Annotated in this window: 11 protein-coding genes; 7 read left to right on the forward strand and 4 right to left on the reverse strand. The window is 68.9% G+C overall.

The window, feature by feature from the left end:
• Positions 1 to 9: 9 nt before the first annotated feature.
• From hemG to hemE, 3 genes are read right to left on the reverse strand one after another with little or no spacing between them, the layout of a single operon-like run.
• On the reverse strand, positions 10 to 1,461 hold the full coding sequence (gene hemG, locus VEW47_15085; protein HYS06505.1) for a protoporphyrinogen oxidase: 1,452 nt from the start codon (positions 1,459 to 1,461) through the stop codon (positions 10 to 12).
• A complete protein-coding gene (hemH, locus tag VEW47_15090; GenBank protein HYS06506.1) occupies positions 1,458 to 2,396 on the reverse strand; it encodes a ferrochelatase in 939 nt (312 codons plus the stop codon). Before hemH ends, hemG begins: the two co-directional genes overlap by 4 nt.
• On the reverse strand, positions 2,397 to 4,457 hold the full coding sequence (gene hemE / locus VEW47_15095; GenBank protein ID HYS06507.1) for a uroporphyrinogen decarboxylase: 2,061 nt from the start codon (positions 4,455 to 4,457) through the stop codon (positions 2,397 to 2,399).
• Positions 4,458 to 4,599: 142 nt separating this feature from the next.
• On the opposite strand from hemE, the gene VEW47_15100 reads away from it, so the two are divergent.
• The 7 genes from VEW47_15100 to VEW47_15130 are packed head-to-tail and all read left to right on the forward strand — an operon-like array spanning position 4,600 to position 10,799.
• The gene (locus VEW47_15100; protein ID HYS06508.1) at positions 4,600 to 5,124 is read left to right on the forward strand and encodes an Rrf2 family transcriptional regulator; all 525 of its coding nucleotides are present in this window, start codon (positions 4,600 to 4,602) and stop codon (positions 5,122 to 5,124) included.
• The gene (gene sufB / locus VEW47_15105) at positions 5,124 to 6,572 is read left to right on the forward strand and encodes a Fe-S cluster assembly protein SufB (protein ID HYS06509.1); all 1,449 of its coding nucleotides are present in this window, start codon (positions 5,124 to 5,126) and stop codon (positions 6,570 to 6,572) included. Before VEW47_15100 ends, sufB begins: the two co-directional genes overlap by 1 nt.
• A gap of 32 nt (positions 6,573 to 6,604) precedes the next feature.
• Positions 6,605 to 7,384 (forward strand): Fe-S cluster assembly ATPase SufC, encoded by a 780-nt coding sequence (gene sufC, locus VEW47_15110; protein HYS06510.1) that lies wholly within the window; start codon positions 6,605 to 6,607, stop codon positions 7,382 to 7,384.
• A gap of 8 nt (positions 7,385 to 7,392) precedes the next feature.
• Positions 7,393 to 8,727 carry a Fe-S cluster assembly protein SufD gene (gene sufD, locus VEW47_15115; protein ID HYS06511.1) on the forward strand — a complete coding sequence of 445 codons (1,335 nt, stop codon included), beginning with the start codon at positions 7,393 to 7,395 and terminating at the stop codon, positions 8,725 to 8,727.
• Positions 8,724 to 9,983, forward strand: coding sequence for a cysteine desulfurase (locus tag VEW47_15120; protein ID HYS06512.1), 1,260 nt, complete (start codon positions 8,724 to 8,726; stop codon positions 9,981 to 9,983). The genes sufD and VEW47_15120 overlap by 4 nt, the downstream gene beginning before the upstream one ends.
• Complete coding sequence (locus tag VEW47_15125) at positions 9,983 to 10,435, forward strand: SUF system NifU family Fe-S cluster assembly protein (GenBank protein HYS06513.1); 453 nt, start codon at positions 9,983 to 9,985, stop codon at positions 10,433 to 10,435. Before VEW47_15120 ends, VEW47_15125 begins: the two co-directional genes overlap by 1 nt.
• 7 nt (positions 10,436 to 10,442) lie before the next feature.
• The gene (locus VEW47_15130; protein HYS06514.1) at positions 10,443 to 10,799 is read left to right on the forward strand and encodes an SUF system Fe-S cluster assembly protein; all 357 of its coding nucleotides are present in this window, start codon (positions 10,443 to 10,445) and stop codon (positions 10,797 to 10,799) included.
• 16 nt (positions 10,800 to 10,815) lie between these two features.
• On the opposite strand, the gene VEW47_15135 is transcribed toward VEW47_15130, so the two are convergent.
• The gene (locus tag VEW47_15135; protein ID HYS06515.1) at positions 10,816 to 12,081 is read right to left on the reverse strand and encodes an aromatic ring-hydroxylating dioxygenase subunit alpha; all 1,266 of its coding nucleotides are present in this window, start codon (positions 12,079 to 12,081) and stop codon (positions 10,816 to 10,818) included.
• Positions 12,082 to 12,148 lie beyond the last annotated feature (67 nt).

A 12,148-nucleotide genomic window follows, 5' to 3' on the forward strand; every position in this document is an offset into this window, starting at 1 on the left:
TCGGAGGTCTCATCGCACCAAGGATACCATCCCGGCGCGCGCCAGGACGCCGTCGGCCGCGACCTCGCCGCTGTGGACGCAGTCGGGCAGCCCGACGCCCCGCAGCCCGTTCCCCGCGACGAACAGCCCGCCGTGGCGCGACAGCCGATCGTCCACCGCCTGCGCCACCTCGAGGTGGCCGACCTCATACTGCGCCATCGCCGCAGTGTGGACGTAGGACCGGGCGAACAGAGGGGACGCCGTGATCCCCAGGATGTCGCGCAGGTCGTCGCGGACGATCCGCTCGAGGTGGGCGGGCTCGACCCCGTCGGAGGTCCGCCCGTCGAGGAAGGCGCGAAGCAGGACCTTGTCCGCGGGGGCGCGTCCCGGGAACTTGACGCTCGAGAACGAGCAGGCGACCAGCCGCCGGTTCTCGGTCCTGGGCACGACGAACCCGAAGCCGTCGAGAGGGTGGCTGACGTCGGCGCGGCGGTAGGCCAGGCTGACCGTGGCGGCGCCGCCGTAGGGGATCTGCGCCAGGAGATCGGCGAGCGGTGGGTCGAACGCCCGCACGAGCGGCGCCGCCACGCACGCGGGCGCGGCGAGGACGACGGCGTCGGCCTCGAGCGTCTCACCGCCGGAGATCGAGACCCTCCAGCGCGCCGCCGCCGGGGCGGCCGACACCGGCGCCGCGTCGAGTCGCAAAAGCCTCGCGCCAAGACGAAGCGAGCCGGCCGGCAGGGAGCCCGCCAGGCGGTCGGTGAGCGTCTGCAGTCCCGTCTTGAGCGTCACGAAGATCGAGTAGCGCGCCCCGCTGACTCCCGTCCGGGCTTCGGCCGGAAGGCTGCGGCGGGCGCGCAGGAGACCGAGGATCACGCTGCGATGCCGGCGCTCCAGCTCCAGGAAGCGGGGCATCGTGGCGCGCAGGCTGAGTCGCTCGGGGTCGGCGTTGTAGATGCCGGCCAGGAGCGGCTGCGCCAGACGGTCGAGGGTCTCCCGCCCGAAGCGCCGCCTCACGAAGGAGGCGAGGCTCTCGTCCGGGACGTCGGGCCCGCGTGGCAGGACGAGATCGCAGGCGGCGCGCAGCTTGCCCCCCAGGCCGAGGATCCGGGTCGTTGCGAACGGCAGCAGGCGGCTCGGAGCGAGAAGCTGGTAGCCTTCCGGGATCGGCCGCAACGCTCCGCGGGTGTACACGAAGGATCGGCGAAGGGTCGGGTTCGTGCCGACGATCTCGTCCGCGAGACCGGCTCTCCTGCAGAGATCGATCCCCCAAGGCTTGTCGGAGACGAAGCAGTCGGGCCCTCCTTCGATGACGCAGCCATCCACGTGGTCGGTCGCGATCACTCCGCCGGCGCGGGGCGCGGCCTCGAGCACCGCCAGTTCGAGGGGGATGCCCCGATCGCGGGACTGGGCCAGGAGGCGATGGGCGCAGGCGAGCCCGCCGACGCCGGCGCCGGCGACGATCACCCTGATCCCGCTCATCCTCCCGTCACCACGTCCCGCACCACGAGGGCGAGCATGCGGATGAAGGAAGGATGGTCACCCGGTGTTCCCGCGCGGAAGAAGCCGATCCCGAGCCCGTCCGCGGTCCTGCGGGCGGCGATGTCGAGGTCGTAGAGGACCTCCACGTGATCGCTCAGGAAACCGATCGGCGACACGACGACGTCCTGGGCGCCGTCCCGCTGCAGGGTGCGGAGCGCGTCGCCGATGTCCGGCTCGAGCCAGGGGTCCGACGGGTTGCCGCTGCGGCTCGTGAAGGCGAGCGACCAGGTCGCAACACCCAGGCGACCGGCCAGAAGGCCGGCGGTGCGCCTCAGACCCGCGGTGTATCCCGATCGTTCGGCCATCCCGGTCGGGAGGCTGTGCGCCGTGAAGACGACTCGCGCGCGGCCGCGCCGCGCTTCCGGAACCGAGGCGATGGCGGCCAGGGTCCGTTCGGCGAGCGCCTCGATGAGGAGTGGATGATCGGACCAGGCCGCGACGTAATCGACGACGGGGGCGGAATCGCCCAGCCGCCCGCGCGCCTCGTCCACGCTCGCGAGATACGCCTCCCAGGAGGGGGGGGAGCGGTGCGCGGCGAGGACCACGCCGACGGCCCGGCGCCGTCCTTCGTGCGCCATCTCGGTGAGGGTGTCGGTGATGTACGGCTCCCAGTGACGCATTCCGACGTACACCTGGAGACGGGGTCCTTCGGCCGACAGGAGGAGGCGCAGGCTCTCCGCCTGGGCGAAGGTCAATCGGTTGAAAGGGGACGAGCCGCCCGCCTCGTCGTAATGCCGCACGACCTCCTCGTAGCGCTCCCGCGTGACCGGTTTGCCGCGCAGGACGTTGTCGAGGAAGGGGCGGACCTCGTCACGGCGCGTCGGTCCGCCGAAGCCGAGGAGAAGGACCGAATCGTGCGCGGGTGCGCCGGCCACTCACGCGCCTCCCCACGAGTGCACCGCGTCCACCAGGGCGAGGACGTTGTCGAGCGGTGTGTGCGGCAGGATGCCGTGCCCCAGGTTGAAGATGTGCCCCGGCCGGCCGCCCACCCGCCCGAGAAGGTCGAGGGTCCGGCGCCGCACCTCGTCGCGCGGGGCGAACAGCACGGTCGGATCGAGGTTCCCCTGCACCGCGACGTCGCCCAGGCCGTCCCACGCCTGCACCAGGTCCAGGCGCCAGTCGAGCCCGATGACGCCGCCGCCCGCTTCGCGCATCAGCGGCAGGAGACCCGCGGTCCCGGTGCCGAAATGGATGACCGGCGTGCCGGGGGTGACGGCGTCGAGGACGCGCTTGGTGTGCGGCAGGACGAAGGCCCGGTAGTCCGCGGGACCGAGGCAGCCGACCCAGGTGTCGAACAGCTGCACCGCCTGCGCGCCGGCGGCGATCTGCGCGTTCAGGTACGCCACGGTGATGCGCGAGAGCTTCTCGAGGAGCGCGTGCCACGCCCCCGGATCCTTCATGAAGAAGGACTTGGTCTTCACGTAGTGCGTCGAGCCGCCCCCTTCGATCATGTAGGACGCCAGGGTGAACGGGGCGCCCGCGAAGCCGAGCAGCGGAATGTTCGCCGGCAGGGCGCGTCGCGTCCGGCGGATCGCCTCGAAGACGTAGCCGACGCTCTCCTCGAGATCCGGCTCGCGCAGGCGATCGACGTCCTCCGGCGCGCGCAGCGGCGGATCGATGGACGGTCCCTCCCCCTTCGTGTAGGCGAGGGAGAGACCGGTCCCCTGCACCGGCAGCAGGAGGTCGGCGAAGATGATCGCGGAATCGACCCGAAGCCGCTCGACAGCGTAGACGGTGATCTGCGTCACCAGGTCGGGGTCGCGGCAGATCTCCAGAAACGAACGGCGCGCGCGGATCTGACGGTATTCCCGCATGTAGCGCCCCGCCTGGCGCATGAGCCAGACCGGCGTGACGGAGGTGGTGTCGCGACGGCAGGCGCGCATGAACGGACTGTCGAGAAGCGGATCCAGGCCGCGCACCCCGGGGCGCGCCGGCTGCGGGGCGATCTCGATCGCCGCGACCGCGCCGGTCGGCGACATCGCTGCCCCTCGCGCCTTACGGTCCGACGGTCCGTGGCCCGCGCCCGGCCCGGAACCGCCGCGCGACGCCGGCCCCCTGCCGCCGCCCGCGCCACCGCCCCCCGGGTCCCGCTTCGCCTCCAGGATCGCGTGGCAGCGCAGGCTCGCTTCCTTCACCAGCGGACCCATCTTCGGATGCGGCGGCTCCACGTCGACCCCAAGACCATGGTTGCGCAGGCTCTCGCTGGCGATCGGGCCCACCGACGCGACGACCCCGCGCGCCAGCGCCGCCCGGACCCTTTCGTCCAGTCCGGCGTCGCGGGCGACCTGCATGACGTTCTCCACCTGGTTCGCGTTGGTGAACAGGACGACGGGAACCTGGGCGTCGGCGATCGCCTGGAGCGCCGCGCGCAGGGGGGCGAGGTCGTGCGGCAGCCCCCAGCGGTACACCGGGACGCGCGTCACCTCGGCGCCGCGCTCCCTCAGCCCTTGCAGGAGCTCGAGATTGCTGATGCCGTACTCCTGCACCGCCACGCGACGGCCGGCGACGTCCGACTTCTCGTCGAGGGTGCGCAGGAGCTCCATCCAGGTATTCGGCTCGGGGACGGTGATCCCGGGGGACAGACCGAGCGCCTTCAGGGCGGCGACCGGTTTGGGACCTCGGCAGACGCGCGTCACCTTGCCCAGCGCCTCGACGATGCGGGCGCGCGGGTGGCGTGTCTCGAGCGCCGTGACCAGCGTCTTGAGACCGACGCCGGTCAGCAGGATGAGGATGTCCCAGTGCCCGGCGAGAAGCCTGTCGCCGAACTCGAGCGCCTCGCGGTTCTCCTCGAGAGGGATCTCCCGCATCGACGGCGCGACCATGGGCCGGCCGCCGTGCGCCTCGATGAGGCGCGACATCTCCGCGGCCAGCCGGCTCTCGAACGCCCCGACCAGGAGACCGTCGAACCCCGTGTGTGGCTGTGCGACGCGCGGCATCCTTTACCCCCGGACCGGCCCTCATCGTACTTGAATCCCTTTCGTCCAGACGGCAGATTATAGTTGACATGAAAGTACACGTTTAATATGATTCCCCCTGTACGTCCCCAGCGTTGAACGCGATACCGGGAGCGTTACGAAAGTGAAAGTCTCGGCCCAGGAAGAATACGGACTCCGCTGCATCCTCCAGATCGCCCGGCGGCAGAGACACGGGCAGGCGGGCCCCATGACCCTGGCGGAGATCGCCCGGGAGGAGGGGCTGACCGTCCCGCACGTGGCCAAGCTCATCCGTGTCCTGCGCAAGGCCGGTCTGGTCAAGAGCGTTCTGGGCCGGACGGGCGGCTACACGCTGCGCAGGACGTCGGAGACGATCAGCCTGGCGGAGGTCCTGTCGGCGCTGGGCGGCGGGAGGCTCTACGACACGAGCTACTGCGACCGGCACGCGGGGGACCTGAAAGTCTGCACGCACATGGGGGACTGCTCCATCCGATCCCTGTGGGGCGTGCTCGAGGATCTCCTGGAGCGCGTGCTGCGCAGGACGATGCTGTCGGAGCTCCTCAGCAGCGAGAAGACCATGCATGCCGTTCTGGACGAGCGCGCGCCGGCCGCGTGCGGCAACGGGGCCCTCGCAGTGCGCTGCACCGACTGCGGGCAAGGGGGCGCGTGATGGCGCGAAGCTCGACCAAGACGATCCAGGACCTGACGCAGCAGGACTACAAGTACGGCTTCGTGACCGACATCGAAGCCGAAACGGTGCCGCGCGGGCTGAGCGAGGAGATCGTCCGGGCCATCTCGCAGAAGAAGAACGAGCCGGAGTTCATGCTGGAGTGGCGTCTGAAGGCCTACCGTCACTGGCTGACGATGACGGAGCCGACCTGGGCCAACGTGCATTATCCGAAGATCGACTACCAGAACATCATCTATTACTCGGCGCCGAAGGTGAAGAAGCAGCTCGGGAGTCTCGACGAAGTCGACCCCGAGCTCCTGAAGACCTACGAGAAGCTCGGGATCCCGCTGGGGGAGCAGAAAGTGCTGGCGGGCGTGGCCGTGGACGCCGTGTTCGACAGCGTGTCGGTCGCCACGACGTTCAAGGCGAAGCTTAGGGAGCTCGGGATCATCTTCTGCTCCTTCTCCGAGGCGGTGCTGGAGCACCCCGAGCTGGTGAAGCAGTATCTCGGGACGGTCGTGCCGCACAACGACAACTTCTTCGCGGCGCTGAACTCGGCCGTGTTCAGCGACGGCTCGTTCGCCTACATCCCGAAGGGGGTGCGCTGCCCGATGGAGCTGTCGACCTATTTCCGCATCAACGCCGCGGACACGGGGCAGTTCGAGCGCACGCTGATCGTCGCGGACGAAGGGGCCTACGTCTCCTACCTGGAAGGGTGCACGGCGCCCAAGCGCGACACCAACCAGCTGCACGCGGCGGTGGTCGAGCTCGTGGCCCTCAAGAACGCGACCATCAAGTACTCGACGGTGCAGAACTGGTACCCGGGCGACCGCGAGGGGAAGGGGGGCATCTACAATTTCGTCACCAAGCGCGGCAAGTGCCAGGGGGAGAATTCGAAGATCTCCTGGACGCAGGTCGAGACCGGCTCGGCGATCACCTGGAAGTATCCGTCCTGCATCCTGCAGGGGGACAACTCGATCGGCGAGTTCTACTCGGTGGCCGTGACCAACAACCGCCAGCAGGCGGACACCGGCACGAAGATGATCCACATCGGCCGCAACACGCGCAGCACGATCATCTCGAAGGGGATCTCCGCCGGCCACGGGCAGAACACCTACCGCGGGATGGTGAAGATCATGAAGGGGGCGCGCGGGGCGCGCAACTATTCGCAGTGCGACTCGCTCTTGATGAGCGACACCTGCGGGGCGCACACCTTCCCCTACATCGAGGTGAAGAACAGCACGGCCCGCCTCGAGCACGAGGCCTCGACGTCGAAGATCGGCGAGGACCAGCTGTTCTACTGCCGGCAGCGCGGCATCAAGCCGGAGGACGCCGTCAACCTGATCGTCAGCGGCTTCTGCAAGGAAGTGTTCCGCGAGCTGCCGATGGAGTTCGCGGTCGAGGCGCAGAAGCTGCTCGGCGTCAGCCTGGAAGGCAGCGTCGGCTGACGCACCCATCCCGTCGAGCGAGGGTTCCAGTCATGCTTCAGATCCGCAATCTGCACGCCCGGGCCGGCGACAAGGAGATCCTCCGGGGGATCGATCTCGAGGTCCAGGCGGGCGAGGTGCACGCCATCATGGGGCCCAACGGCTCCGGCAAGAGCACGCTCGCGAATGTCCTCGCCGGCCGCGAGTCGATCGAGGTCACCGAGGGGAGCGTCCTCTACATGGGCAAGGACCTCCTGGCGATGCCGCCCGAGGAGCGCGCCTGGGAGGGACTGTTCCTGGCGTTCCAGTACCCGGTGGAGATCCCGGGCGTCAGCACGATGTACCTCCTCAAGGCGGGGCTCAACGCGATCCGCAAGCACCGCGGCCAGACCGAGCTCGACGCCATGGAGTTCCTGGCGATGATCAAGGAGAAGATGAAGCTGGTCGAGATCGACCAGAGCTTCCTGAACCGCGCGGTCAACGAAGGTTTTTCGGGCGGCGAGAAGAAGCGCAACGAGGTCTTGCAGATGGCGGTGCTCGATCCGAGGCTCGCCGTCCTGGACGAGACCGACAGCGGGCTCGACATCGACGCGCTCCGGGTCGTGGCCAACGGCGTCAACGGCCTGCGCTCGAAGACGCGCTCCATGCTGGTGATCACGCACTACCAGAGACTTTTGAACTTCATCGTCCCGGATCGCGTGCACGTCCTGCACAACGGTCGCATCGTGCGCTCGGGCGACAAGGACCTGGCTCTGGAGCTCGAGAAGAGGGGTTACGCCTGGGTCGAGCAGGAGACGAATCGTACCCGCGCCGGCGCCCCCCCGCTGGTGTAGAGAAACCGATGATCTCCACGGACCACTATCTCTCCGCGTTCGCCCGCCGGCAGAAGGACCTTCCAGCCGGGGCGGACGCATGGACCCGGCCGCTCCGCGAGGCCGCCATCGCGCGCTTCGCCGGGCTCGGCTTTCCGACCATGCGCCAGGAGGAATGGCGCAAGACCAGCATCGGGCCGATCCTGAAGGCGCCGTTCCAGCCGCAGGCGCGGCCGGTCACCAACGGCTTCACGGGCCGGGCCATCGAGCGGTTCACCTTCGAGCCCTGGGAGTGCACCCACCTGGTGTTCATCAACGGCCATTACGCCCCGGGGCTGTCGCGCCTGCGGCCGTTCCCCGCGGGTGTCGTGGTCGAGCCGCTGGCGCAGGCGCTCGCGAAGCGCCGCGACGAGATCGAGCCGCACCTGGCGCGCCATGCCGACGATCGCACCCACGCCTTTGCCGCGCTCAACACGGCGTTCATGCAGGACGGTGCGTACCTCCGGGTGCCGGACGGCGCCGTGGTCGACGAGCCGGTGCACCTTCTGTTCATCTCGACCTCGCCGGACGGACCGGTCGTTTCGTATCCCAGGAACCTGATCGTGGCCGGGAAGTCGAGCCGGCTGTCGGTCGTCGAGAGCTACGTCGGTCCGCACCACGATGTGTACTTCACGGACGCGGTGACGGAGATCGTCGTGGGCGAGGACGCGGCCGTCGATCACTACAGGCTGCAGCGCGAGAGCGAGAGGGCGTTCCACGTCGGCGTCCTGCAGGCCGACCTGGGACGCTACGCCCGCCTCGGGTCCTGGAACATCTCGCTGGGCGGTGAGCTGGTGCGCACCGATCTCGGCACGCTCCTCGGTGCGGAGGGAGGGGAGGTGCGTCTGGACGGCCTGTACATCACCGGCGGCGCGCAGCACGTGGACAACCACACGCTCATCGATCACGCCAGCCCCGGGTGCACGAGCCACGAGCTGTACAAGGGAGTCCTGGACGACCGCTCGCGAGGTGTGTTCGACGGACGGATCATCGTGCGCCAGGACGCGCAGAAGAGCGACGCGCACCAGACCAACAAGAACCTCCTGGTGTCGGAGGAGGCGCTGGTCGACACGACGCCGAGGCTGCAGATCCTCGCGGACGACGTGAAGTGCACGCACGGCGCGACCATCGGCCAGATCGACGAGGACGCCATGTTCTACCTGAGGACCCGCGCCATCAGCGAGGAGGCGGCGCGGAATCTTCTTATCCAGGCGTTCGTCAGCGAGGTCCTGCGCGGCATGCGGATCGAGCCGATCCGGGCCGGGCTCGAGTGCCTGCTGTTCACGCGCCTGCGCAAGGGACACGGGGCGGGGGTGGGGGCGTGACGGTGGCCCGGCCGGCGGCGCGGACAGCGAAGACAGCCCCCTTCGAGGTGCGCCGGATCCGCGAGGACTTCCCGATCCTGAACCAGAAGGTCTTCGGGAAGCCGCTCGTCTACCTCGACAACGCCGCCACGTCGCAGAAGCCGCGCGCCGTCATCGACGCGATCGTGGGCTTCTACGAGCACGACAACGCCAACATCCACCGCGGCCTGCACGCCCTGAGCGAGCGCGCCACGGCCGCTTACGAGAGCGCGCGCGGCAGGCTGCGGCGCTTCGTCAACGCCGCGCAGGACCGGGAGATCGTCTTCGTCCGCGGCACGACCGAGGCGATCAACCTGGTGGCGCAGACCTACGGGCGCGCGCACGTCGGAGCAGGGGACGAGGTGCTGATCACCGCCCTGGAGCACCACTCGAACATCGTCCCCTGGCAGATCCTGTGCGGGGAAAAGGGCGCCCGCCTGCGGGTCGTCCCGATCGACGATCGCGGCGATCTCGTGCTCGACGAGCTGGAGAGACTCCTGACGCCGAAGACGCGGATCGTCTCGGTGGCGCACGTGTCGAACGCCCTCGGGACGATCAACCCGGTGCGGCGAATCGTCGAGGCGGCGCACGCCAGGGGTATCCCGGTCCTGGTCGACGGCGCCCAGGCGGCGCCCCACCTGCCGATCGACGTCCGGGATCTCGACTGCGACTTCTACACTCTGTCGGGGCACAAGATGTTCGGGCCGACGGGCATCGGCATCCTGTACGGGAAGGAGCACCACCTGGAGGGGATGCCGCCGTACCAGGGGGGCGGCGACATGATCGCCTCGGTCACCTTCGAGAAGACCGAGTACAACCGTCTGCCGTACAAGTTCGAGGCCGGCACGCCCCACATCGCGGGTGTGATCGGACTCGGAGCGGCGGTCGACTACCTCTCGGGGCTGGATGCCGGCGGACGGATGGCGCACGAGGAGGATCTCCTGGCGTACGCGACCGACAAGGTCGGCGGTCTGCCGCGTGTGCGGCTCGTCGGCACGGCCCGGGAGAAGACCTCGGTCCTGTCGTTCGTCATGGACGGCGTGCACCCGCACGACATCGGCACGATCCTGGACCGCGAGGGTGTGGCCATCCGCGCCGGCCACCACTGCGCCCAGCCGCTCATGGAGCGTCTGGGCGTCGACGCGACGGCGCGCGCCTCCCTGGCCCTGTACAACACCCGGGAGGACATCGACGCGCTGGCCGCGGGACTCCGGCGTGTGCTCGAGGTCTTCCGCTGATGTCGACCGAACTGGGGGACCTGTACCAGGAAGTGATCCTGGACCACAACCGGCGGCCGCGGAACTTCGGCGACCTGCCGTCGGCCTCCCGGCGGGCCGAGGGGCACAACCCGCTGTGCGGAGACCGGGTGACCGTGTCCGTGGTCCTGGAGGGGGACATCCTCAAGGACGTGCGCTTCCAGGGATCGGGCTGCGCCATCTCGAAGGCCTCCGCCTCGATGATGACGGAGAGCCTGAAGGGGAGGAGCCGGACGGAGGCCGAGGATCTGTTCCAGGCGTTCCACCGCCTGCTCACCGAGGACGGCGCGTCCGCCGACCCGAATGTCCTCGGAAAGCTGGTGGTGTTCTCGGGCGTGCGCGAGTTCCCGGTGCGCGTCAAGTGCGCCACGCTGGCCTGGCACACGCTGCGCGCGGCCCTCGAGAACGCGCGCGACATCGCCACGACGGAGTGACCGAACGATGACCGACCCAATCGATCTGTCCGGACCGATACCCGATCTGAAGCAGGGCGATGACCTGAAGGCGAGGGTGGTCGAGGTCCTGCAGACCTGCTACGACCCCGAGATTCCGGTCAACATCTACGAGCTGGGTCTCGTCTACGACGTGGACGTGAAGGAGGCGTCGGGCGAGGTGAAGGTCCGCATGACCCTGACGTCCCCCGCCTGCCCCGTGGCCGGATCGCTCCCCCCCGAGGTCGAGGCCAAGATCCGCGCGGTCCCGGGAGTGAACAACGTGAGCGTCGAGGTCGTCTGGGATCCCCCCTGGACGCCCGAGAAGATGTCGGACGCGGCGAGACTCCAGCTCAACATGATGTGAGCCGAGGGAGGCGGTCCTAGGGGGCTTCCTTGCCGGAACGGCTGATCGGCGTCCACTCCTTCGTCCCCAGCAGGCGGTCGGCCACGAAGTTGTCGAAGACGTGGACCATCCACTCGAGCGTGCTCAGGCGTCCCCGGTTGTAGCCCCCCGACTCCGTCCCCTGGTAGGCCAGCTCGCAGGCGTGCCAGTCCTGCCGGTTGGTCAGGTCCCAGAAGTCGGCGGCGTCGGAGGGATCGAAGTCCGGCCGTCTCACCTCGTCCCCGTCGAACAGGAACTCGCAGACGACGTCGCAGCGCCCCACCTCCTGCGGCCAGACGACGTGCGTCATGACGTAGTCGGGGTGGAGGCTCAGCAGCATGTTCGGGTAGACGATGTAGTAGTGGATGCGGCGCAGGTCCTCGGACGGAAGCCCCTTGAACGGCGCGCGGTTGCTCTTGCCGCTCAGGGACATCGTCTCGTACTCCTCCTTGCGCAGATCCATCCAGCCGCCCACGGTCGCCTGGTTGATCAGGTCGATCTCGCCGCTCGTGTAGTGCGACACCTTGTTCAGCTCGGGATGGATCAGGGCGCAGTGATAGCACTCCGAGTAGTTCTCGCAGAGCATCTTCCAGTTCGTGTCCACGCTGTAGGAGATCCGCTTGCCCCGCCTCAGGGCGCCCATCCTGAAACGCGAGAACTTCGTCGCCATCTCGCCGAGGTGCTCCATCAGGCCGGGATCTCCGGCGGAGAAGTTGATGAACAGGAAGCCGTCCCAGCGCTCGAGCCGCACGCGGTTCAGACCGTACTGCGTCCGGTCGAAGTTGCGGGCCTCCTCCATGTGGGGGGCGACGCGCAGCCCGCCGTCGAGCCCGTAGGTCCAGGCGTGGTAGGGGCAGAGGAAGTTCTTCAGGCCGGAGCCGGAGGGCTCCGTGACCAGGCGCGAGCCGCGGTGCCGGCAGACGTTATGGAAGGCGTTGATCCGGCCATCCGCGTCCCGCACGACGATGACGCTCTCGCGGCCCACCGTGCGCGTCAGGAAATCGCCCGGCTTCTCGATGTCCTCCTCGCGCCCGACGCAGAGCCACATCTTCGAGAAGATGTCGCGCAGCTCGCGCTGGTGGATCGCCGGGTCGTGATAGAGCCGCCCCGGGAGCGTCGTGGCCTCCTCGAGCGGCAGACGGACGGTGGCGAGCTCGCGCTCGAGGTCAGGAAGACTCAACGGCAGCGCCGCCGGCGCGAACGCTTGCGCGCCCGAACCGGCGACATCCGTACCGAGCGTCCTGCTGTCGAGTGCGTTGGCCATGGGCGTCTCCTTCGTCGACGTGGGGAAGGAAATATATCAGCGGCGCGCGCGGCGCGCAAGAGAATTG

This window comes from Candidatus Dormiibacterota bacterium (assembly GCA_035635555.1).
Lineage (GTDB): Bacteria > Acidobacteriota > Polarisedimenticolia > Gp22-AA2 > Gp22-AA2 > Gp22-AA3.